This window comes from Methylobacterium nigriterrae, assembly GCF_037106235.1.
Lineage (GTDB): Bacteria > Pseudomonadota > Alphaproteobacteria > Rhizobiales > Beijerinckiaceae > Methylobacterium > Methylobacterium nigriterrae.
Genome location: NZ_JBAWTG010000004.1, coordinates 156,807 through 179,339, shown reverse-complemented (window position 1 = coordinate 179,339; position 22,533 = coordinate 156,807). Strand labels below are relative to the sequence as shown.

Sequence of the window (22,533 nt, the reverse complement as noted above, 5' to 3'; positions counted from 1 at the left end):
CGCGCCCCCGACCGTCATTCCGTCGCCCGTCTCGCCCCGCCGGACCGCGCATCCGGTCCGGCCCCGGTTCACAGCCCGGCCTCGTCCCGCAAGCGACGGGCCGTGGCACGTTCCCGCATCGCGGTGAACGCCCGCTTAAGAGCCGACGATATTCCCGCTCAAGCCAGAGGATGTGGCGAAGGTATGGCTGGCGCCGCCCGGGCCCGGAAATCGGCCCGTGCCGGCCCCGCGCGGGCGGCCGGTGTGTCGCCGAGGCCCCACTTCGGGGACCCCCGGGGCCGCCTCAGGGAATCAGCCGGGTGACGTGGCCCATCTTGCGGCCGGGGCGCGCCTCGCCCTTTCCGTAGAGGTGGAGATGGGCGCCGGGGCGCGCCAGGATCTCGGCCCAGCCGCCGGCCTCGTCGCCGATCAGGTTGTGCATCTCCACCGCCATGCCGCCGGTGCGCGACGCGTCCCCGAGCGGCCAGCCGCAGACCGCCCGGACGTGCTGGTCGAACTGGGAGGTCAGCGCCCCCTCGATGGTCCAGTGGCCGGAATTGTGGACCCGCGGCGCGATCTCGTTGACGACGACCCGCTCGGTCCCGTTCTCGCGCACGAGGAACAGCTCGACGGCAAGCACGCCCACGTAGTCGAGCGCCTCGGCGATGCGCCGGGCGATCTCGACGGCGCTCGCCGCCGTCTCGGGCGCGACGCCCGAGGCCGGGACGCGCGTGACGGCGAGGATATGGTCGCGGTGCTCGTTCTCGCAGAGGTCGAAGGCCGCGAACGACCCGTCCGCGCCGCGCGCGGCGACCACCGACACCTCCCGCTCGAAGGGAACGAAGCCCTCGAGGATCAGCGGCGCGCCGCCGAACTCCGCCATGATGGAGGAGCGGTCGACCGCGCCCTCGCGGCCGATCATGCGCTGGCCCTTGCCGTCGTAGCCGAAGCGGCGCGTCTTCAGCACGGCCGGCCGGCCGATCGCCGCGAGCGCCCGGTCGAGGTCGTCGCCGCTGTCGACGGGCCGGAACGGGGCGGTCGGGATGCCGAGCCCGTTGACGAAGGTCTTCTCGGCGAGCCGGTCCTGCGTCGTGGCGAGCGCGGCCGCGTTCGGGTGCAGGGGCGCCCCGCTCGCCAGGATCGCGGCGGTCTCGGCCGGGATGTTCTCGAACTCGTAGGTGACGACGTCGACGCTCCCGGCGAAGCGCGCCAGCGCCTCGGCATCGTCGTAGGCGCCCCGCGTCGCCCGCGCCGCCACGTCGAAGGCGGGGCTGTCGGCGTCGGGGGCGAAGACGTGGACCTTGAGGCCGTACCGGGCGGCCGCGAGGGCGATCATGCGGCCGAGCTGGCCGCCTCCGACGATGCCGAGGGTGGAACCGGGTTCGACTGTGCGGACGCTCACGGGCTCGTCTCTGTCTCCGGCCGCTCGGCCACGGCCTCGCTCTGGGCGGCGCGCCACGCCTCGAGCCGGCTCGCGACGCCGTCATCCGCGAGCGCCAGCACGGCGGCCGCCAGCAGGGCCGCGTTGACGGCCCCCGCCCGGCCGATGGCGAGGGTGCCGACGGGGATGCCGGCGGGCATCTGCACGATCGACAGCAGGCTGTCCTGGCCCGACAGCGCCTTCGATTCCACGGGCACCCCGAAGACCGGCAGGCTCGTCATGGCGGCGGTCATGCCGGGCAGGTGCGCGGCCCCGCCCGCGCCCGCGATCACCACCTTGTGGCCCGCCGCCCGCGCGCCCTTGGCGAAGGTCACGAGCCGGTCCGGCGTGCGGTGGGCCGAGACGATGCGGGCCTCGAAGGCGATCCCGAGGGCGTCCAGGGTTTCGGCGGCGTGCCGCATGGTGGCCCAGTCGGACTGGCTCCCCATGATGATCGCGACCGGGGGCGCTGCCGCCATCCTCGTCCCATCCGTGCTGGTCGTGGAGGGCCAGGCCGCGCCCTGCGGCGCCGCCTGCCCGATCCCGCCGAATACAGGCGCACCCGCGGGGCCGCAAGGCGTGGGCGCGACGGCGCGGGGGACGGAGCGGCCGTCCCGCCGCCCGGATCAGGCGATGATGTCGGGGGTGATCTGGTCCTCGACGTAGGAGATGCGGTCGCGCAGCGTCAGCTTGCGCTTCTTCAGCCGCTGGATCTGCAGCTGATCGCCGGCCACGCTCCGTTCCAGCGCCTCGATGGCGCTGTCGAGATCGCGGTGCTCCTCCTTGAGGCGCGCCAGCTCGGTGGCGAGATCGGCTTGACTATCCTCGACCAACTCAACCGCCATCACCGCGTGCTCACCCCAGCGTACGCCTGCCCGCCGAGCATGCTTCACGGCCGCGCTTGCGGCAAGCTTTCGTGAAGCACGCCCGTCGGTTTGGCTTCGACAGCCGGCTCATCCTGTGCCAGTCTGAGTCGGTCGGAACGATGACAGGAGATACGACTCATGTCGCTGCAGACGCATCTGAGCCAACTCACCCGGAAGCACGAAGCCCTCGAGCGTGAGATTCAGGAAGCGATCCACAGACCCGCGGAGAACGATCTGCGAATCGCCGAGCTCAAGCGACGGAAACTCCACCTGAAGGACGAGATCAGCCGGCTCCAAGCCTCCGCCGACACGGTGCACTGAGCAGCCGCTTCTCTCAACCCCTTTTCGTCTCGTGTCCGCCGCCGCGCTGTCCCGCACAGCGTGGCGGTTCTGTTGTCCGGGCCGCGCGCCGCGGCGTGCAACCGCGGCCGCGACCTCTGCTACATTGCGCAGAGGGCCGCGCCACGACGGGCCACGAAGCCGGCCGCGCTTCCCGGAGGAGACGCCATGACCGCCCCGACGCCGCTGCCCGGACGCTACGCCGAGGCCCACGCCGCCTCGCTCGCCGATCCGGAGGCGTTCTGGATGCGGGCGGCCGGCGCGATCGACTGGACGCGCGCGCCGAGCCGCGCCTTCGACCCGCGATCCGGCGTCTACGGCCGCTGGTTCCCGGACGGCACGCTCAACGCCTGCCACAACGCCGTCGACCGGCACGTGGCGGCCGGACGCGGTGGGCAGGACGCGATCCTGTACGATTCACCCGTCACCGGCACGAAGCGGCGGATCACCTACGCCGAGCTTCTGGAGGAGGTCGCGACGCTCGCGGCGGTGCTGGCCGGGCTCGGCGTCGCCGGGGGCGACCGCGTCATCCTCTACATGCCGATGGTGCCCGAGGCGCTCATCGGCATGCTCGCCTGCGCGCGGCTCGGGGCGATCCATTCGGTGGTGTTCGGCGGCTTCGCGGCGAACGAGCTCGCGGTGCGCATCGAGGATGCGAGCCCGAAAGTGGTGCTCGCCGCCTCCTGCGGCGTCGAGCCGAGCCGCACGGTCGCCTACAAGCCGCTCCTCGACGCGGCGATCGCGGCGTCGCGCCACAAGCCCGACGCCTGCCTGATCCTGCAGCGCCCGCAATGCGAGGCCACCCTCGCGGCGGGACGCGACCACGACTGGTCGGACGCTGTGGCGCGGGCGCGGGCCGCCGGCGCGCGCGCCGAATGCGTCGACGTCGCGGCCACCGACCCGATCTACATCCTCTACACGTCCGGCACGACGGGGAAGCCCAAGGGCGTGGTGCGCGACACCGGCGGCTACCTCGTGGCCCTGCTCTGGTCGATGCCGAACCTCTACGGCGTGGCGCCCGGCGAGGTCTATTTCTGCGCCTCCGACATCGGCTGGGTGGTCGGCCATTCCTACATCGTCTACGCGCCGCTCCTGCACGGCTGCACCACGGTGCTGTACGAGGGCAAGCCCGTCGGAACGCCCGATTCCGGCGCCTTCTGGCGGGTCGTGGCGGAATACGGCGTCGCCTGCCTGTTCACGGCGCCGACGGCGCTGCGCGCCATCAAGAAGGAGGATCCGCGCGGCGAGCGCGCGGGCGAGCACGACCTCTCGCGCTTCCGCACCCTGTTCCTGGCCGGCGAGCGGGCCGACCCCGATTCCGTCGCCTGGGCCGAGCGCGTCCTGGCGCGCCCCGTCATCGACCATTGGTGGCAGACGGAGACGGGCTGGCCCATCGCCGGCAATCCGGTCGGCCTCGGCCAGCTCCCGGTCAAGCACGGCAGCACCTGCGTGCCGATGCCGGGCTACGACGTGCGGGTCCTCGACGAGGGCGGCCGGCCCGTCCCGGCCGACACGATGGGCACGATCGCGATCCGCCTGCCGCTGCCGCCCGGCTGCCTGCCGACGCTGTGGGGATCGGACGAGCGCTTCGCCCAGAGCTACCTGAAGACCTTTCCGGGCTACTACGACACCTCGGACGCGGGCGTGATCGACGCCGACGGCTACATCACGGTGCTCGGGCGCACCGACGACATCATCAACGTGGCCGGGCACCGGCTCTCCACGGGCGGCATGGAGGCGGTGCTCGCCGCGCATCCGGACGTCGCCGAATGCGCGGTCATCGGCATCCGCGACGCGCTGAAGGGAGAGGCGCCCTGCGGCTTCGTCGTGCTCAAGGCGAACGTGTCCCGCGATCCCGCCGAGATTGAGCGCGAGTTGGTGGCGCTCGTGCGCGAGCGCATCGGCCCGGTCGCGGCCTTCAAGCTGGCGCTCACCGTGGCGCGACTGCCCAAGACCCGCTCGGGCAAGATCCTGCGGGGCACGATGAAGCGCATCGCCGATCACGAGCCCTGGACGGTGCCGCCGACCATCGACGACGCGGGCGTGCTCGACGAGATCGGCGAGAGCCTGAAGGCGCGCGGCATCGGGGGATAGGAAGCGCGGATCGCCCCACCTCTCCCGTGCGGGAGAGGTCGAGTCCGCGAAAGCGGACCGGGTGAGGGGTGCCACTTCGCCGGAAAGACCTGACCCCTCACCCTGTCCCTCTCCCGCACGGGAGAGGGGACCCGCGCCCGGCCTTGGGAACCATCGAGCCCTGAACCGACGCCTTCGTGTATACCGGCGGAGTTGGCGCGCCGCCCCACCTCTCCCGTGCGGGAGAGGTCGAGTCCGCGGAACGCGGACCGGGTGAGGGGTGCGACGCATCCGGAGAGGTCGCACCCCTCACCCTATCCCTCTCCCGAACGGGAGAGGGGGCCCGTCGCGCGTATCGGGACGGGCATTGTCGCCGCCCGTCGCGCGGGCAGGCCGACACACCGCTGGCCAAGCGGCGCCTTCTGCGCCACATGGCTTCCGACGCGCCCCGGAGCAGCCCATGACCGCCCGCCTGTTCGAACCGCTCACGCTCGACGCCCTCGAACTCGAGAACCGCATCCTGATCGCGCCGATGTGCCAGTACTCGGCCCGCGCCGGCGAGGCCTCGGACTGGCACATGATGCATCTCGGGCATCTCGCCATGTCGGGCGCCGGGCTGCTGACCCTCGAGGCGACCGCGGTCTCGCCCGAGGCCCGCATCACCGACTGGGACCTCGGCCTCTACGACGACGCCACCGAGCGGGCGCTCGCCCGCGTCCTCGGCGCGATCCGCGACTACGCCCCGATCCCGGTCTGCATCCAGATCGCGCATGCGGGCCGGAAGGCGTCGAGCGCGGCGCCCTGGAGCGGCGGCCAGCAGATCCCGCCGGATTCCCCGCACGGCTGGCGCACCGAGGCGCCCTCGGCGATTCCCCACGGCGAGGGCGAGGTGCTCCCCCACGCGCTCGATGCCGCCGACCTGAAGCGGGTGCGCGCCGAATTCGTGGCGACCGCCAGGCGCGCCGTGCGCCTCGGCATCGAGGCGGTGGAGCTGCACGGCGCCCACGGCTACCTGCTGCACCAGTTCCTGTCGCCGCTCTCGAACGAGCGGACCGACGCCTACGGCGGCAGCCTGCAGAACCGCATGCGCTTCCCCCTCGAGGTGTTCGAGGCGGTGCGCGAGGTGGTGCCGGCGGGCAGCCCCGTCTGGATGCGCGTCTCGGCGACCGACTGGGTCGAGGAGGGCTGGGACCTCGACGAGACGGTGGAATTCGCCCAGGCCCTGAAGGGGCGCGGCGCGCCCGCGATCCACGTCTCCACCGGTGGCCTCTCCACCCGTCAGTCGATCCAGCTCGGGCCCGGCTACCAGGTGCCCTTCGCCGAGCGCATCCGGGCCGAGACCGGGCTGACCACCATCGCGGTCGGCCTCATCACGGAGCCGCGCCAGGCGGAGGCCATCCTGCAGGAGGGCCGGGCGGACGCGATCTCGCTCGCCCGGGCGATGCTCTACGATCCGCGCTGGCCCTGGCACGCCGCGGCCGAGCTCGGCGCCAGGGTGCGAGCCCCGAAGCAGTACTGGCGCTCGCAGCCGCGCGCGTTCAAGGACCTGTTCAAGGACACGGCGTTCGGGCAGCGCTAGCGTCTCGCCCGCCGAAGCGGGCGCCGGTCCGGCGCTGGCGCCTGCGACGCTCCGCGGGGCTTCAGCGCGAGACCGCCCCGACCAACGGGCCGAGCGGGCGGCTGAGGTCGGAGCGGTTGAGGCTCGGCGCGTAGAGGCTCGACACGCTGCCGTCGAGGAAGAGGGCGTTGCGGCAGCCGAGATCGTCCCGGAACAGGCGCGCGAAGGCCCCGAAGCTGACAGGGCGCTCGGAGATCGCGAACACGGCCGTGAGCCCGTCGTCGCGCACGCCGACGCCGTTGCGGATCTTCTGCGAGGGGCCGTCCGCCGAGATCTTCGGGTGGATGTGCCCGTCGATCACCAGCATCGGCCCCGATTGCGTGGCGAAATCGGGCTTGATCCGCGCCTTCAGGTAGCGGCCCGTGTCGAGCACGCCGGCCCGCTCGCCCTTCACGTAGAAGATCCCGTTCGGCTTCAGGTGGAAATTGCCGGGTCCGTTGGCCGTGGAGACGCCCTTCATCTCGCGGCCCTCCTCGACGTACAGGCCGACCGGCGCCTGGCCCTTGTCGTACATGCCCGCATTCATGGCGAAGCTGAGCTTGGCTCCCTGCTTCTCGGCGAGGTTCGAGAGGGACGAGTAGGGCAGGCCGTCGGTGCCGAGCCAGAACAGGCGCAGGCGCAGGCGCTTCAGGTCGACGATGCAGACCGTGTAGGCCTCGCCCTCCGACTCGGCGGCACGGCAAGGCCCCGCCGTGGCCGCGGCCCGGGCAGGCGCCGGCTCGGCCGCCGCCCGCTGCCCGAGCCCCGGGACCGCGAGCATCGCGAGGAGCAGAGCCTGGGCGGGGCGTAACATCATCGTGAGATCCTGAGCCTCGATCCGGCCGGTTCAGGCGGCGCGGGCCGGCTTCCTCGCCTGAAATTGCGACGCTTTTCAAGCGGCGCGGGCCGCGCGCGGGCATTTCGGGGCGGGTCGGGGCCGTGCGCGGTAGCGGGCGTGGCGAGGCGGCACCTGAACCGTTTCGGAGACCTGAGCGTTTTTCGGGTGTTGGGGGCGTCGGTCTGTCGGAGAATTGAGATGAAGCGGGTCATTCTGGCCTCGGCCCTGATGGCCGGGGCCTTGGCCATGCTGCCGGCGACGGCGGATGCGCGCGGCTTCGGCGGGGGCGGGTTCCGCGGTGGCGGTTTCGGCGGCGGTGGTGGCTTCCGCGGCGGCTTCGGCGGCGGCGGATTCCGCGGCGGCTTCGGCGGCGCCGGCTTCCGGGGCGGGGTCGGCGGCTGGCGCGGCGGCGGCTTCGGGTGGCGCGGCGCGGGCTGGCGGGGCGCGGGCTGGCGGGGCGGCTGGGGCGGCTACGGCTGGCGGCGCGGTTACGGCTACGGCCTCGGCGGCCTCGGCCTCGGGGTCGGGCTCGGCCTCGCCACGGCGGGTCTCTACGGCGGCTACGGCTACCCGGGCTGGGGCTACGGCTACGGCTACGCCCCGGTCGGCTACGGCTACGGCTACGGCGGCTGCTACGTCGTCCCGCGGGTCCGCTGGACGCCCTGGGGCTATCGCCGGGTGTTCGTCGAGCGCTGCTACTGAGGGAGCGGCGGTCCGGATCAGGGCGGCGCGAGCCGCCCTCTTCTCGCGGCGCTCGAGATCCGCGCCGCGTCTCGTCCAGAGCCGCACCGGCATCGTCGCGAACGGGCGCTCAGGCGCGACCGGATCGGGCTCGCGGATCGGGCTCGTGATTGAGATCGGGGAGCGCCGCCCCATCTGCCGGCTCGTCCCGCAAGCCTGGCCCAGCAAGCCCCGCCCAGCAAGGCCCGCCACGGAGTCCGACCATGGCCGAGATCAACCGCCGCATCGTCCTCGCCGCGCGCCCGCACGGCGAGCCGAACCCGTCGCATTTCCGCCTGGAGGAGGGGCGGGTGCCGGCTCCGCGCGAGGGCGAGGTCCTGCTGCGCACCCGCTGGCTCTCCCTCGACCCGTACATGCGCGGGCGCATGAGCGCGGCGAAGTCCTACGCCGAGCCGGTCGGTATCGGCGAGGTGATGACGGGCGAGGTGGTGGCGGAGGTCACGGCCTCGAACAACCCGGCCTATCAGGTGGGCGACCTCGTCACCGCCTTCTCGGGCTGGCAGGATTACGCGGTCTCGGCGGGCAAGGCCCTGCGCCGGGTCGACCCTGCGCTGGCGCCGCCGACGACGGCGCTCGGCGTGCTCGGGATGCCGGGCATGACCGCGTATACCGGGCTCCTCACCATCGGGCAGCCGAAGCCGGGCGAGACCGTGGTGGTGGCCGCCGCCGCGGGGCCGGTCGGATCGCTCGTCGGCCAGATCGCGAGGATCAGGGGCGCGCGGGCGGTCGGCATCGCCGGGGGCCCCGAGAAATGCGCCTACCTCCGGGACGAGCTCGGCTTCGACGCCGCCGTCGACCATCGCGGCGAGGACCTGCCCGGCGCCCTGGCGGCGGCCTGCCCGAACGGGATCGACGTCTATTTCGAGAATGTCGGCGGGGCCGTCTTCGAGGCGGTGCTGCCGCTCCTCAACGACTTCGCGCGCGTGCCGGTCTGCGGGCTCGTGGCCGGCTACAACGCGACCGAGCTGCCGCCGGGGCCCGACCGCACGCCCGTCCTGATGCGCGCGATCCTGACGCGGCGCCTGCACCTGCAGGGCTTCATCGTCTGGGACTTCGCCGATCAGGCCGCCGCCTTCGGGCGCGAGGTCGGCGCCTGGCTCAAGGCGGGACGCGTGACGTACCGCGAGGACATCGTCGAGGGGCTGGAGAACGCGCCCGAGGCCTTCATCGGGATGCTGCAGGGGCGCAACTTCGGCAAGCTCGTCGTCCGGGTCGCGTGAGCGGCAGGGATCCGGGCGGGGCCTGCGCGGCGCTTGCGGCCCGACTAGAACAAAGATAGAACAATGACGGAATCCGGCATGTGTTCTCCCCTCATGTGTTTTCGGGGGACATGCGCGGCCGGCGGATTGCCGGCCGGCTGCCCCGAGCCCAGAACATCGGGATGGGCGCACGCGTTCGGATGACGGCCCTGTGAGATCGGCAGCAAGGAGAGAGCGATGGCGGGCAGCGTGAACAAGGTGATCCTGGTGGGCAATCTCGGGCGCGATCCCGAGACGCGCCGCCTCGCCTCGGGCGACCCCGTGGTGAACCTGCGCCTCGCGACGTCGGAATCCTGGAAGGACAAGATGTCGGGCGAGCGCAAGGAGAAGACCGAGTGGCACTCGGTCGTGATCTACAACGAGAACCTCGCCCGCGTGGCGGAGCAGTACCTGCGCAAGGGCTCGAAGGTCTACGTCGAGGGCCAGCTCCAGACGCGCAAGTGGACGGACAATTCGGGCGTCGAGAAGTACACGACCGAGGTGGTGCTGCAGCGCTTCCGCGGCGAGCTGACGATCCTCGACGGGCGTGGCGGCGGCTCCGAGATGGGCGCCGACGACGAGGGCGGCGGCCAGATCAGCCGCGGCGGCGACTTCGGCGGTGGCGGCTCGCGGGGCGGCGATTACGGCGGCGGCCGCTCCGGCGGCGAGCGGCGCCCGGCTTCCTCCGGCGGCGGCGGCGGCTCGAAGCCGAATTACGACCTCGACGACGACATCCCGTTCTAGAGCATTTTTCGCCGAGGTGGCCGCCGGTTCGGCGATCAGAAAGCGCGCCAGATCAATGGCTTGGAGCATTCTCCGTGATCCGGGAGTCACGGAGAATGCTCCGGGAGCGCGATCCACGCCCCCCACTCGTCCGGGCGAGACCGAGACGAATTCGGCGGACCGGGCGAGAGGGCGCCTCGATCTCCCCGCCTCGCCCATTGGCCGCCCCGGATCACGCCCTTGGCCGAGCGCCCTTGCAACCCTTGCGGGCAACCGAACACTCACTACATATCGTAACTAGAACAAACAGCGAACGGAGACGTCATGCGGACCGCCGACAAGCAGATCGCCGACATCCTCGTGCGCTACGGCGAACCCTTCGCGGGCAATGTCTGGCGCGTGCAGGGCACGGCCGTGATCTACCACAAGACGCTCGAGCGCATCGCCGCGCAGGCCGGCATCGTGTTCGAGCCGCCGACCATCATCCGGGCGGAGCGCGACGAGGCCGTGATCCTGGTGAGCGGGCGCCTGCCCGGCGCGAAGCCCGGGACCGAGCGGGTCGAGTGGTCGCTCGGCGAGGCGCTCGTCAACGTGAACTACCGGGTCTCCGGCAAGCAGGCGGCCTACGTCTACGCCATGGCCGAGAAGCGGGGGAAGGACCGGGTCATCCTCAAGCTGATCGAGCTGCACGGGCTTGTCTATTCCGAGGAGGAGGCCGACGAGTTCCGCCAGGGCCACTTGGCCGCGATCCACGCGGTCGACGAGGACTTCGAGGCGTCCGATCCCTTCGACGAGGTGACGGAGGCCGAGGGCGACCTGAAGCGGCGCATCGACGAGGCGTCCAGCGTCAACGCCGTCACCGACCTGATGCTCGACACCGAGACGCAATCCACCCTCAACCGCATGCCGCCCGGCACCCGCGACGAGGTGCGCGACTACGCCAAGGCCCGCCTCGTGGCGCTCGGCTGGCCCGGCCGGAAGGGCCGCAGCCGCGCCGCGTGAAGCGGATGCAGATACGCCCTGAGGTGGTATCGTGAACCGCATGGTTCGGCCTCAGGATCTCGGGCGTGACGGTGGCGCGGGCGCGCCCGCGGAGGTCCTGGCCGGCACGGTCGAGCGCGTGACCTTCCACAATGCCGAGACCGGCTTCTGCGTGCTGAAGGTCGGTGTGCGGGGCAGGCGCGACCTCGTCCCCCTGGTCGGCCACGCCCCCGCGATCGGGGCGGGCGAGTGGATCACCGCCACCGGCCACTGGGTCTCGGACCGCGCCCACGGGCTGCAGTTCAAGGCGCTCTCCCTGAAGGCGACGCCGCCGACCGGCGTCGAGGGCATCGAGCGCTACCTCGCGAGCGGGCAGATGCGGGGCATCGGGCCCGCCATGGCCAAGGCCATCGTCGAGCTGTTCGGGGAGGGCACCTTCGAGATCATCGAGGCCGAGCCCGAGCGCCTCACCGAGGTGCCCGGGATCGGCCGCAAGCGCGCCGAGCGGATCGTGCGCGGCTGGGCCGAGCAGAAGGCCGTGCGGGAGATCATGATCTTCCTGCACGCCCACGGGGTCGGCACGGCGCGCGCCGTGCGCATCTTCCGCACCTACGGCCACGAATCGGTCGCGGTGATGACCGAGGACCCTTACCGGCTCGCCCGCGACATCCGGGGCATCGGCTTCCGCACGGCGGATGCCATCGCGATGCGGCTCGGCCTCGAGAAGCACGCGCCCCAGCGCCTCGCCGCCGGCATCTCCTTCGCCCTTCAGACAGCCATGGACGAGGGCCATTGCGGGCTGCCGGCCGGGCAGCTGACGCGGCTCGCCGTCAAGCTCCTCGAGGTCGATGCCGACGCGGTGCGCCTCGCGGTGGCGGGCGCCCTGCGCTCGGGCGAGGAGGTGATCGCCGACGATCTCGACGGCGAGCCGTGCCTGTTCCTCCGAGGGTTGCACGGGGCCGAGCGCAGCATCGCGGAGCGGCTGCTGACCCGCGCGGCGGGCAAGCCGAGCTGGGGCGGGATCGACCTCGACCGGGCGCTGCCCTGGGTCGAGGCGCGCACCGGCAAGACCCTCTCGCCCTCGCAAGGCGAGGCGGTGCGGCTGGTGCTCGCCTCCAAGCTCGCGGTCGTCACCGGCGGTCCCGGCGTCGGCAAGACCTCGACCCTCGACTCGATCCTGCGCATCCTCACCGCCAAGGACGTGCGTGTGCTGCTGGCCGCGCCCACGGGCCGGGCGGCCAAGCGCATGAGCGAGCAGACCGGGCTCGAGGCCAGGACCATCCACCGGCTGCTGGAGGTCGACCCGCGCAACGGCGGCTTCGCCCGCAACGCCGAGAACCCGCTCGCCTGCGACTTCCTCGTCATCGACGAGACCTCGATGGTCGACGTGCCGCTGATGAACGCGCTCCTCAAGGCGGTGCCGGAGGCGGCCTCGCTTCTCCTCGTCGGCGACGTCGACCAGCTTCCCTCGGTGGGCCCGGGGCAGGTGCTCGCCGACATCATCGCCTCGGGGCGCATTCCGGTGGCGCGCCTGACGGAGGTGTTCCGGCAGGCGGCCGAGAGCCGGATCGTGGTCAATGCCCACCGCATCAACCGCGGGGAGATGCCGGAATGGCCCCGCCGGGGCGAGGCGAGCGACTTCTACTGCGTCGAGATCGACGATCCCGAGGAGGGCGTCGCCAAGCTCGTCGAAGTGGTGACGCGGCGCATCCCCGCGCGCTTCGGCCTCGACCCGGCGCGCGAGGTCCAGGTGCTGACGCCGATGCTCCGGGGCTCGCTCGGGTCGCGCAACCTGAACCACGAATTGCAGCAGGTTCTGAACCCCGACCCGCCCGCGCAGGTCGAGCGCTTCGGCTGGCGCTTCGCCCCCGGCGACCGGGTGATGGAGACGCAGAACGATTACGACCGCGAGGTCTTCAACGGCGATCTCGGCCGGGTGACGGGCATCGACGCGGAGGAGGGAACGCTGCGCGTCGACTTCGAGGGCCGCGCGGTCGAGTACCCCTTCGCCGAGCTCGACACGCTGGTCCCGGCCTTCGCCACCACGATTCACAAGAGCCAGGGCTCGGAATACCCGGCCGTCGTCATTCCCGTGACCACCCAGCACTGGACGATGCTCGCCCGCAACCTCCTCTACACGGGGGTGACGCGCGGACGTCGGCTCGTGGTGCTGGTCGGCCAGCGCAAGGCCATCGCGATGGCCGTGCGGGCCACCCGGGCGCGGGCCCGCTTCACCAAGCTGAGGGCGTGGCTCGAGGCGGGGGAGGGGGACCTGCGGCTGGGGTGACCGGCCTTCCCGTCTCTCCCGCAGATCTCGGCCCTGCCCGGGAACGGGCTTGCTCGCCCGGATCGGCCGGGCCCGATCCGGGTCGGCGGGGGAGCCCCACGCGCCTTGCGCGCGGGCTCCATGATGATTAATTAACCACCTGATATCATTCGTATTCCCGAAGGCCCGGAAGCGCCGGGACGCGGGTCCTCCCGCGAGGCGCCGCGGCACTGGCAGGCGGCCCCGATCCGGGGTTCGCGAGACGGAAGAAGATCTTGGCAGACAACACCGATCAGGGTGCCGGCGCCCGCCCGCCCGCCACCGACATCAAGCCCGTTTCCATCACCGACGAGATGCGCCGCTCCTACCTCGATTACGCCATGAGCGTGATCGTGAGCCGGGCGCTGCCCGACGCGCGCGACGGCTTGAAGCCGGTGCACCGGCGCATCCTGTTCTCGGCCTACGAATCGGGTCACCTGCCCGAGCGCAAATACGTGAAGTCGGCCCGCATCGTCGGCGACGTGATCGGTCTCTACCACCCGCACGGCGACCAATCGATCTACGACGCCCTCGTGCGCATGGCGCAGGACTTCTCGATGCGCCTCATGCTCATCGACGGGCAGGGCAATTTCGGCTCGGTCGACGGCGACCCGCCGGCGGCCATGCGCTACACCGAGTCGCGGCTCGCCAAGCCCGCCACCGCGCTCCTGACGGACATCGACAAGAACACCGTCGACTTCGGCCCGAACTACGACGAGTCGCGCGAGGAGCCGACGGTCCTGCCGGCCCGCTTCCCGAACCTGCTCGTCAACGGCGCGGGCGGCATCGCGGTCGGCATGGCGACCAACATCCCGCCGCACAATCTCGGCGAGCTGATCGACGCCTGCGTGGCGCTGGTCGACGATCCGGGCATCACGGTCGAGGGTCTCAACGAGATCGTCCCGGGCCCCGACTTCCCGACGGGCGGCCTCATCCTCGGGCGGGCCGGCACGCGCCAGGCCTACTCCACGGGCCGCGGCTCCATCATCATGCGGGCGAAGTCGCACGTCGAGGAGCTGCGCAAGGAGCGCGAGGCGCTGATCTTCACCGAGATCCCCTATCAGGTGAACAAGGCGACGCTGATCGAGAAGATCGCCGAGCTCGTGAAGGAGAAGCGCGTCGAGGGCATCTCGGACCTGCGCGACGAATCCGACCGCGACGGCATGCGCATCGTGGTCGAGCTGAAGCGCGACGCGATGGCGGACGTGGTGCTCAACCAGCTCTACCGCTACACGCCGCTGCAGACCTCGTTCGGCTGCAACATGGTGGCGCTGAACGGCGGGCGGCCCGAGCTCCTCAACCTCAAGGACCTGCTGCAGGCCTTCGTCGACTTCCGCGAGGAAGTCGTCTCCCGCCGCACCAAGTTCCTGCTCGGCAAGGCCCGCGAGCGCGCCCACGTGTTGTGCGGCCTCGCCATCGCGGTCGCCAATATCGACGAGGTGATCCGGCTGATCCGGACCTCGCCGGACCCGAACACCGCCCGCGAGGCCCTGATGGCGCGCGACTGGCCGGCCCACGACATCGCGCCGCTGATCGCGCTCGTCGACGACCCGCGCCACCGGGTGGCCGATGACGGCACCTACCGGCTCTCCGAGGTTCAGGCCCGCGCGATCCTGGATCTCCGCCTGCAGCGCCTCACCGCGCTCGGCCGCGACGAGATCGGCGACGAGCTGAAGACGCTCGCCGACGAGATCGCCGACTATCTCGATATCCTGCGTTCGCGCGCCCGCATCCAGGGCATCGTCAAGAACGAGCTCGCCGAGGTGCGCGCCCAGTTCGCCACCCCGCGCAGGACCGAGATCCTCGACTACGACTCGAGCGTCGAGGACGAGGACCTGATCCAGCGCGAGGACATGGTGGTGACGGTGTCCCACGCCGGCTACGTCAAGCGCGTCCCGCTCTCGACCTACCGGGCCCAGCGCCGCGGCGGCAAGGGCCGCTCCGGGATGAGCACGCGCGACGAGGATTTTGTGACGCGGCTGTTCGTGGCCAACACCCACACGCCGGTGCTGTTCTTCTCCGACCAGGGCCAGGTCTACAAGGAGAAGGTCTGGCGCCTGCCGGTGGCCGCCCCGAACGCCCGCGGCAAGGCGCTCGTCAACATCCTGCAATTGCAGGCTCAAGGCGAGCGCGTCACCACGATCATGCCGCTGCCCGAGGACGAGGCCTCCTGGGACGAGCTCGACGTGATGTTCGCGACCGCGAGCGGCAGCGTGCGGCGCAACAAGCTCTCGGACTTCGTGCAGGTGAACCGCAACGGCAAGATCGCCATGAAGCTCGATCCGGGCGACCACATCGTCCATGTCGAGATCTGCCGGCCGGAGCAGAACGTGCTGCTCACCACGGCGGCAGGCCAGTGCATCCGCTTCCCCGTCGAGGACGTTCGCGTCTTCAAGGGACGCGACTCTACGGGCGTGCGCGGCATCAACCTCGCCAAGGACGACCGCGTCATCTCGATGACGATCCTCAACCACTTCGAGGCCTCGCCCGAGGAGCGGGCCGGCTACCTCAAGATGCGCCGCGCCGTGATCGGCGACGGGGCGGAGGCCGAGGAGAACGGCGGCGACGAGGAGGGCGTGGCGGAGGCCTCCGCCATCTCGCTGGAGCGCTACAACGAGATGAGCGCCCACGAGCAGTTCGTGCTGACGCTGTCCGAGCGCGGCTTCGGCAAGCGCAGCTCCTCCTTCGAGTACCGGGTCTCCGGCCGCGGCGGCAAGGGCATCACCGCGATGCGGGTCAATCCCCGCAACGGCAGCCTCGTCGCCTCCTTCCCCGTGGAGGCGTCCGACCAGATCATGCTGGTCACGAATGGCGGCCAGCTCATCCGGGTGCCGGTGGACGACATCCGCATCGTCGGCCGCGCCTCGCAGGGCGTGACCGTGTTCAACACGGCCAAGGACGAGCGCGTCGTCTCGGTGGAGCACATCGAGGGCGAGGACGAGACGGAGGACGAGGCCGCCGCCGGGTGAACCCCCGGCGGCGGGCCGGGACCCCTGCCGCGAGGATTTCGGCGCGCCGCGGCATTCCGGGGCGCGCCGCCGGCGCCGGTCTGGCGCGCATGCCGAAAATTCAGGCAGGCAGCTTCGGGCTCGACCCGGTTTCGTCAAAGGATTCTCCACGAATCGCCTCTATTGCGGGTGATGTCGGTGAGGTCCGCGAAGATCCGCGCCACGCTCATCCTCGTTCCGCAAGGTCAGCCCGTGTATTTTGAGGTCAGTGCCACCGATGCCGCCCGCGCCGTCGCGTTCCAGCGGACGTCCATGACGGAAGCCCTCGACAAGGCCCTGGCGCTCGTCGGCAGCGGGCTCGCGGACGTGATCATCACGCGGCCCTGCGGCGCGCGCCACACGCCGTCCGAATTCCTGGCCGCCTACCTGTCGGCGCAGGAGCTCCGCCGCCCGGGCGAGGCGAGGCCGGCGCTGGCCGCCTGATCCGCGGCCCCGGAACCGCGCGCCTCCCGCCGCCTTTCCTGCACGATCCCTGCATGGGACCGGGCCGGCCAGAGTGGGAAACGTCGCGATGAAGCTGTTCCGGTGCCAATCCTGCGGAAACATCGTCTATTTCGAGAACCGCGCCTGCGAGCGCTGCGGCCACCGGCTCGCCTACCTGCCCGAGACCGCGACCGTCTCAGCGCTCGAGCCCGCGGGCGGCGAGGACTGGACGCCGCTCGCCGTGCCCGACCGGCCGAGCCGCTTCTGCGCCAACGCGGCGCACGATGCCTGCAACTGGCTGGTGCCGCCTGGCTCGGGCGACGCCTTCTGCCTCGCCTGCCGCCACAACGGCACCATCCCGGACATCGGCGATCCCGCCGACCTGCAGGCGTGGCAGCAGATGGAATTCGCCAAGCACCGCCTGTTCTACACGCTGCTGCGCTGGAAGCTGCCGCTGAAGACGCGCGCCGAGGATCCCGAGCACGGCCTGATCTTCCATTTCCTCGCCGATCCGCCCGCGGAAGGTCCGAAGGTGATGACCGGCCACGACAACGGCGTCGTCACGATCGCGCTGGTGGAGGCGGACGACGCCGAGCGCGAGACGCGCCGCCGCGCCATGGGCGAGCCCTACCGCACCCTGATCGGCCATTTCCGGCACGAGGTCGGCCACCATTACTGGGACATCCTGGTCCGGGACGGGGGCAAGCTCGAAGCCTGCAGGGCGGTGTTCGGGGATGATTCGCAGGATTACGACGCGGCGCTGAAGCGGCACTACGCCGAGGGCGTGCCGCCGGACTGGCGCGAGCACTTCGTCTCGGCCTACGCCACCACGCATCCGTGGGAGGATTTCGCCGAGACCTGGGCCCACTACCTCCACATCGTCGACACCCTGGAGATGGCGAGCGCCTTCGGCCTCGAGGTCCATCCCCTGGTCGATACGAACCGCGAGATCTCGGCCCGGATCGACTTCGACCCCTACGCGGCCGAGAGCGTGCAGCAGATCGTCGACGCGTGGCTGCCCTTCGTCTTCGCCATCAACAGCGTCAACCGCGCCATGGGCATCAGCGACCTCTACCCCTTCGTGCTGGCCCCCGCCGTGGTGCGCAAGCTCGGCTTCATCCACGATCTCGTGCACGGCCGCGCCTGAGGCCGGGCGCTCCGAACGGCGCGAAGCGGCACCGGGAGGACGGCCGGCGGTTCCGTTCGCGGACAAAATGCTCTACGCCCTCGGGCGATGATCCGAACCGCCCTCTATGCCGGCTCCTTCGACCCGGTCACGAACGGCCACCTCGACGTGGTGCGGCAGGCCTGCCGGCTGGTGCCGAACCTCGTCATCGCGATCGGGGTGCATCCGGGCAAGGCGCCGCTGTTCTCGGCCGAGGAGCGCGCCGAACTCCTGCGGGAGACCTGCGCGCCGCTCGCCGCCCGGGAGGGCGCGCAGCTCGAGATCGCGACCTTCGACGACCTCGCGGTGAGCGCGGCGCGCCGCTTCGGCGCGACCCTGTTCATCCGGGGCCTGCGCGACGGCACCGACCTCGATTACGAGATGCAGCTCGCCGGCATGAACGCCGCGATGGCGCCCGAGGTGCAGACCGTGTTCCTGCCGGCCTCGATCCAGGTCCGGCCGATCACCGCGACGCTCGTGCGCCAGATCGCCGCCATGGGAGGCGACGTGGCGCCGTTCGTGCCCCGGTCCGTGGCCGAGCGGCTCGCGGCCCGCTTCGCCCAGGCCTGACAGTCCATTGCACAAGGAGAAGACCAGCCGATGAATCGCCGGAACGCCGTCCTCGCGCTCGCGCTCACCGCCGCGCTCGGCCTCGGGTCCGCGGCCCGCGCCGCCGACGACAACACCGTCTACCTCGACACGAAGGACGGCCGCGTCACGATCGAGCTGCGCCCCGAGATCGCACCGAAGCACGCCCAGCAGCTCAAGACCCTGATCAACCAGGGCTTCTACAACGGCCTCAAGTTCCACCGGGTGATGGACGGCTTCATGGCCCAGACCGGCGACCCGAACGGCAACGGCACTGGGGGGTCCAGCCTGCCCAACATCCCGGCCGAGTTCACCGCCGCGCCGTTCAAGCGCGGCACCGTCGGCATGGCCCGCTCCTCCGACCCGAACTCGGCCAATTCCCAGTTCTTCATCTGCCTCGGGGACGCGTCCTTCCTGAACGGGCAGTATACGGTGGTGGGCACCGTCACGAGCGGGATGGACGTCGTCGACAAGATCAAGAAGGCGGCACCGGGGGCGCCGGGCGGCGCCGTGCAGAACCCGGACAAGATCGTCAAGATGCAGATGGCCGCGAAGGCGAAGTAGGATCCGGGTCGCCGGGGCCGCCATGGGCGCGCGGCAGCGCCTCGCGCTCCTCGCCGCATCGCTGGCGGCGGTCCCGTGGCCCGGGGCGGCGCAGTTCCTGGAGCCGCTGGAGCCGCCGCTCGGCCTGCCGGAGACGCTGCAGGGCACGGTGGCGGTGCCGCTCGCCGAGCCGCCGACCGGGCCGGCCGACACCTTGCCGGCTCTCTTCCCGGTCCTCGCCGCCTGCTGGCGGGTCCCGCCGGGGCTCGAGGGGGCGCGGAATTGGCAGATCACGGCGCGCTTCGCGCTGCGCCGCGACGGAACGCTCATCGGGACGCCCCGCATCACCTTCGCTGCGGGGACGCTCAATGCCGGCAGCCGTGCCGCGCTGGTCGGAGCCACGCTCGGCTCGATCCGGCGCTGCGTGCCGGCTCACGTCACGCCTGCCCTCGGGCGGGCCATCGCGGGGCGCCCCCTGGCGCTGCGCTTCATCGATCGGGGATCAGACCGGTAGAGGAGTTCGAATATGGCCGACAACGAGACCATCGTCCTGGAGACCACCAAGGGCCGCGTCGTGATCGCGCTGCGCCCCGACCTCGCGCCGAACCATGTCGAGCGCATCAAGACCCTGGCGTCGCAGGGCTTCTACGACGGCGTGCCGTTCCACCGCGTCATCGACGGCTTCATGGCCCAGACCGGAGACCCGACCGGCACGGGTTCGGGCGGATCGGACCTGCCGGATCTCAACGCCGAGTTCAACAGCGAGCCGCACGTGCGTGGCACCTGCTCGATGGCCCGCACGAACTTCCCGCACTCGGCGAACTCGCAGTTCTTCATCTGCTTCGGTGATGCCCGCTTCCTCGACAAGCAGTACACGGTCTGGGGCAAGGTCGTGGAGGGCATGGAGGTCGTCGACACGATCAAGCGCGGCGAGCCCGTGCGCGATCCCGACCGGATCGTGAAGGCCACCGTCGCGACGGCCTGAGGGACGCGCACGCGCCGCACTTCCTCCCGGGCTTCGCGAGAGCCGATCCCGGGGGGATTCCGACCACGACGCGGCAGCGCCGTCCGGGCCGGAGGAAAGGCCCTCTATCCGTCCGCGATCCGAGAGAGAACGGCCGTGGCGAGGTCGAGATCCTCCGGCGTGTTGATGTTGAGGAAGGGGTCGACCGGCTCGATCGGCCAGTCCACCGGCACCGCCCCGTGGCGGCCGAGATAGGCGCCGACGCGCCGCTCGTCGCGCTCGATCAGGGTCACGCGGAGATCGTCCCGCAGCGAGACCGCCCAGAGCGCCACCGTGAAATGCTGGCGCCCGCCCGAAGCCGCCACCGCGATCGGCGCGCCGCTCGCGCGCCGGGCGGCGGCGAGCCGCGCCACGAGGTCGTCCGGCAGGAAGGGCGCGTCGCCCGTCACGCTCGCGACATCGACCACCTCCGGGTGATGCGCCCGCGCGTGCTCGAGCGCGGCGAGGATGCCCGCGAGCGGGCCCGGATTTCCGGCAATCCCGTCCGGCACGATGGCGCCGGGAAAATCCCCGAACCGGCCCGGGTCACCGTTGGCATTGAGAATCAGCCCGGCCGGGCATTGCGGGGCGAAGCGCTCGACGACCCGCTCGAGCAGGGTCCGGCCGGCCAGCACCCGCAGCGGCTTGTCGCCCCCGCCCATGCGCCGGGACAGGCCGCCCGCCAGGATGACGCCGAGCGTCGGCACGGACACGCCGCTCCTTCCGCTACTCGATCACGATCCTCGGCGCGACGCGGGCCGCCGGCGCCCCCGAGAGGTTGCCCCAGAGCCGGCCCGCGATCTCGCGGTAGACCTTCGCCTGCGGCCCGTCCGGATCGGTCGCCACCACCGGCCGGCCGGCATCCGAGGTCTCGCGGATCGTCATGGTGAGGGGCACCTCGCCGAGAAAGGGCACGCCGAGGCGCTCGGCCTCCTGGCGCGCGCCGCCGTGGCCGAAGATGTGCGAGGCCTGCCCGCAATGCGGGCAGACGAAGGTCGCCATGTTCTCGATGACGCCGAGGATCGGCACCGCGACCTTCCGGAACATGGTCACGCCGCGCCGCGCGTCGATCAGCGCGAGGTCCTGCGGCGTCGAGACGATGACGGCGCCCGAGAGCGGCGTCGCCTGCGCCATGGTGAGCTGCGCGTCGCCGGTGCCCGGCGGCATGTCGACGAGGAGCACGTCGAGCTCGCCCCAGGCCACCTCGCGCAGCATCTGGGTGATGGCCGACTGCACCATCGGGCCGCGCCAGATCATCGCGGATTCGGGCTCGATCAGGAAGCCGATCGACATGACCTTCAGGCCGTAGCCCTGCATCGGCTCCAGCGTCCGCCCCTCGATGACGCGCGGCTTGCCCGAGAGGCCGAAGAGCTTGGGCACCGACGGACCGTAGATGTCGGCGTCGAGGAGGCCGACCTTGAGACCCTGCGCCTGCAGCGCCAGCGCGAGGTTGCAGGCGGTGGTCGACTTGCCGACGCCGCCCTTGCCCGAGGCCACCGCCACGATGTGGCGCACGCCCGGCAGCGCCGGGCCGGGCCCGGGGGGGGCGCCCCGCGGCGGCGGCGCGGCCGGGCGCGGCGGCGCGGCCTGCGCCGGGCGGTTCGGGCCGCGCTCCGAGGTCAGGCTCGCGAAGACGCCCGAGACGCCGGGGATCGCCAGAACCGCGCCCTCCGCCGTCCGGCGCACCGGCTCGAAGCGCTCGGCCTCGCTCGGGTCGACCAGGATCGAGAACATCACGCGGTTCGTCGGGTCGACCACGACCTGCGAGAGGCGGCCCGAGCCCGGCAGGGTGGTGCCGCCGGCATCGACCGTGACGCTCGCGAGCGCCTTCAGCACGTCGTCGCGGGTGATCGCCAAGATACGCTCCTGATCCGCGGGCCGGGCCCGCCGGCCGCCTGCGCACCGTCCCCGTGCGCGTCTTCCATCTGCGCGTCGTCCATGTACGCGCCTTCCATGTACGCGCCTTGGCGCGAAACGCCAGTGCGCAGGCCGTCCGGGCGGCGCCGAAACAAAGCCGGCCTTTGCCCGTTGTCGACACGATCTTCGGGCGCCCGGCCCCGACGGGCGCAGCCCGCGCCCGGGCCAGACGCCGCCCGACCCGTCAGTTTGGAGAGAGTGATCTCATGCATCAGGGCAACCACCGCGACCACGAGGGCGCGAAGAAGCTGTTCGAGCTCATCAAGGACATCAAGGTCGCGATGATGACCACCGCCGACCCCGACGGGAAGCTCTACAGCCGCCCGATGTGGAGTCAGGACGCGGACGAAGTCGGAGACCTGTGGTTCTTCACCAGGCTCCACTCGCCCAAGACCTCCGAGATCTCGAAGGACAACCAGGTGAACCTGGCCTACGCGGACCCCAAGTCGCAGACCTACGTCTCGGTCGCCGGCAAGGCCGAGATCGTCACCGATCAGGCGACCGTCGACGGCAAGTGGAACGAGAGCCTGAAGACCTGGTTTCCCAACGGCAAGGACGACCCGGAGGTCGCCCTGATCCGCGTGCATCCCGAGAAGGGCGAGTACTGGGACAGCCCGAACGCCACGATGCTGCACCTCTACGGCTACGTGAAGGCCGCCGTGACCGGCGAGAGCCCGAAGACCGAGGCCAGGAAGGTCGATCTCGCCTGATCCGACCGGCGAACCGGGACCCGAGGCGGGGCGCTCCGGCAGGGGCGCGCCGCCTCCGTCGTGATGCCGGCCGCGA

The 22,533-nt window shown here is 71.5% G+C and carries 22 protein-coding genes; 16 read left to right on the top strand and 6 right to left on the bottom strand.

Going from position 1 to position 22,533, the window contains the following annotated elements; translation table 11 throughout:
• Positions 1-283: 283 nt before the first annotated feature.
• The 3 genes from WDW90_RS04840 to WDW90_RS04830 form a co-directional block, all read right to left on the bottom strand.
• Positions 284-1,381: a 5-(carboxyamino)imidazole ribonucleotide synthase gene (locus WDW90_RS04840; protein ID WP_336486158.1), complete on the bottom strand. Its 1,098-nt coding sequence runs from the start codon at positions 1,379-1,381 to the stop codon at positions 284-286.
• Positions 1,378-1,878 carry a 5-(carboxyamino)imidazole ribonucleotide mutase gene (gene purE / locus WDW90_RS04835; protein WP_336486157.1) on the bottom strand — a complete coding sequence of 167 codons (501 nt, stop codon included), beginning with the start codon at positions 1,876-1,878 and terminating at the stop codon, positions 1,378-1,380. The genes WDW90_RS04840 and purE overlap by 4 nt, the downstream gene beginning before the upstream one ends.
• Before the next feature lie 147 nt (positions 1,879-2,025).
• Positions 2,026-2,244 (bottom strand): YdcH family protein, encoded by a 219-nt coding sequence (locus tag WDW90_RS04830; protein ID WP_336486156.1) that lies wholly within the window; start codon positions 2,242-2,244, stop codon positions 2,026-2,028.
• A gap of 159 nt (positions 2,245-2,403) precedes the next feature.
• On the opposite strand from WDW90_RS04830, the gene WDW90_RS04825 reads away from it, so the two are divergent.
• The 3 genes from WDW90_RS04825 to WDW90_RS04815 all read left to right on the top strand — a co-directional run bounded on the left by WDW90_RS04825 (position 2,404) and on the right by WDW90_RS04815 (position 6,256).
• Positions 2,404-2,586 (top strand): YdcH family protein, encoded by a 183-nt coding sequence (locus WDW90_RS04825; RefSeq protein ID WP_336486155.1) that lies wholly within the window; start codon positions 2,404-2,406, stop codon positions 2,584-2,586.
• 186 nt (positions 2,587-2,772) lie between these two features.
• Positions 2,773-4,698: a propionyl-CoA synthetase gene (locus WDW90_RS04820; RefSeq protein ID WP_336486154.1), complete on the top strand. Its 1,926-nt coding sequence runs from the start codon at positions 2,773-2,775 to the stop codon at positions 4,696-4,698.
• 439 nt (positions 4,699-5,137) lie between these two features.
• Positions 5,138-6,256, top strand: a complete 1,119-nt coding sequence (locus tag WDW90_RS04815; protein WP_336486153.1) for an NADH:flavin oxidoreductase/NADH oxidase — start codon at positions 5,138-5,140, stop codon at positions 6,254-6,256.
• A 61-nt stretch (positions 6,257-6,317) separates the two neighbouring features.
• Here the strand turns inward: WDW90_RS04815 and WDW90_RS04810 are convergent, their stop codons facing one another.
• The gene (locus tag WDW90_RS04810; protein ID WP_431310981.1) at positions 6,318-7,055 is read right to left on the bottom strand and encodes a phosphodiester glycosidase family protein; all 738 of its coding nucleotides are present in this window, start codon (positions 7,053-7,055) and stop codon (positions 6,318-6,320) included.
• A 255-nt stretch (positions 7,056-7,310) separates the two neighbouring features.
• Between WDW90_RS04810 and WDW90_RS04805 the strand changes: the two genes are divergently transcribed.
• From WDW90_RS04805 to WDW90_RS04750, 12 genes are all read left to right on the top strand, one after another.
• Positions 7,311-7,814, top strand: coding sequence for a hypothetical protein (locus tag WDW90_RS04805; protein WP_336486150.1), 504 nt, complete (start codon positions 7,311-7,313; stop codon positions 7,812-7,814).
• 242 nt (positions 7,815-8,056) lie between these two features.
• Positions 8,057-9,073 carry an NADP-dependent oxidoreductase gene (locus tag WDW90_RS04800; RefSeq protein ID WP_336486149.1) on the top strand — a complete coding sequence of 339 codons (1,017 nt, stop codon included), beginning with the start codon at positions 8,057-8,059 and terminating at the stop codon, positions 9,071-9,073.
• Between the two features lie 216 nt (positions 9,074-9,289).
• A complete protein-coding gene (gene ssb / locus WDW90_RS04795) occupies positions 9,290-9,835 on the top strand; it encodes a single-stranded DNA-binding protein (protein WP_336486148.1) in 546 nt (181 codons plus the stop codon).
• 303 nt (positions 9,836-10,138) lie between these two features.
• The gene (locus WDW90_RS04790; RefSeq protein WP_336486146.1) at positions 10,139-10,816 is read left to right on the top strand and encodes a trna delta -isopentenylpyrophosphate transferase; all 678 of its coding nucleotides are present in this window, start codon (positions 10,139-10,141) and stop codon (positions 10,814-10,816) included.
• A gap of 40 nt (positions 10,817-10,856) precedes the next feature.
• Entirely contained in the window at positions 10,857-13,082 is a 2,226-nt protein-coding gene (gene recD2 / locus WDW90_RS04785; RefSeq protein WP_336486181.1) for an SF1B family DNA helicase RecD2, read from the top strand.
• Positions 13,083-13,336: 254 nt separating this feature from the next.
• Positions 13,337-16,069: a DNA gyrase subunit A gene (gene gyrA, locus WDW90_RS04780; RefSeq protein WP_336486145.1), complete on the top strand. Its 2,733-nt coding sequence runs from the start codon at positions 13,337-13,339 to the stop codon at positions 16,067-16,069.
• A gap of 177 nt (positions 16,070-16,246) precedes the next feature.
• Positions 16,247-16,531, top strand: coding sequence for a hypothetical protein (locus tag WDW90_RS04775; RefSeq protein ID WP_336486144.1), 285 nt, complete (start codon positions 16,247-16,249; stop codon positions 16,529-16,531).
• An 88-nt stretch (positions 16,532-16,619) separates the two neighbouring features.
• Positions 16,620-17,678 (top strand): zinc-binding metallopeptidase family protein, encoded by a 1,059-nt coding sequence (locus WDW90_RS04770; RefSeq protein WP_336486143.1) that lies wholly within the window; start codon positions 16,620-16,622, stop codon positions 17,676-17,678.
• 87 nt (positions 17,679-17,765) lie between these two features.
• Positions 17,766-18,266, top strand: a complete 501-nt coding sequence (gene coaD, locus WDW90_RS04765) for a pantetheine-phosphate adenylyltransferase (RefSeq protein WP_336486142.1) — start codon at positions 17,766-17,768, stop codon at positions 18,264-18,266.
• Between the two features lie 30 nt (positions 18,267-18,296).
• Positions 18,297-18,848, top strand: coding sequence for a peptidylprolyl isomerase (locus WDW90_RS04760; protein ID WP_336486141.1), 552 nt, complete (start codon positions 18,297-18,299; stop codon positions 18,846-18,848).
• Positions 18,849-18,870: 22 nt separating this feature from the next.
• Positions 18,871-19,341 carry a hypothetical protein gene (locus WDW90_RS04755; protein WP_336486140.1) on the top strand — a complete coding sequence of 157 codons (471 nt, stop codon included), beginning with the start codon at positions 18,871-18,873 and terminating at the stop codon, positions 19,339-19,341.
• 12 nt (positions 19,342-19,353) lie between these two features.
• Complete coding sequence (locus WDW90_RS04750) at positions 19,354-19,812, top strand: peptidylprolyl isomerase (RefSeq protein WP_336486139.1); 459 nt, start codon at positions 19,354-19,356, stop codon at positions 19,810-19,812.
• 104 nt (positions 19,813-19,916) lie between these two features.
• Here WDW90_RS04750 and mobA read toward each other — a convergent pair whose 3' ends face one another.
• Both mobA and WDW90_RS04740 read right to left on the bottom strand, forming a co-directional pair.
• Positions 19,917-20,543, bottom strand: coding sequence for a molybdenum cofactor guanylyltransferase MobA (mobA, locus tag WDW90_RS04745; RefSeq protein WP_336486138.1), 627 nt, complete (start codon positions 20,541-20,543; stop codon positions 19,917-19,919).
• Positions 20,544-20,556: 13 nt separating this feature from the next.
• Positions 20,557-21,687: an Mrp/NBP35 family ATP-binding protein gene (locus WDW90_RS04740; protein WP_336486137.1), complete on the bottom strand. Its 1,131-nt coding sequence runs from the start codon at positions 21,685-21,687 to the stop codon at positions 20,557-20,559.
• Between the two features lie 266 nt (positions 21,688-21,953).
• Between WDW90_RS04740 and WDW90_RS04735 the strand changes: the two genes are divergently transcribed.
• The gene (locus WDW90_RS04735) at positions 21,954-22,457 is read left to right on the top strand and encodes a pyridoxamine 5'-phosphate oxidase family protein (protein ID WP_336486136.1); all 504 of its coding nucleotides are present in this window, start codon (positions 21,954-21,956) and stop codon (positions 22,455-22,457) included.
• The last annotated feature ends 76 nt before the right edge of the window (positions 22,458-22,533 follow it).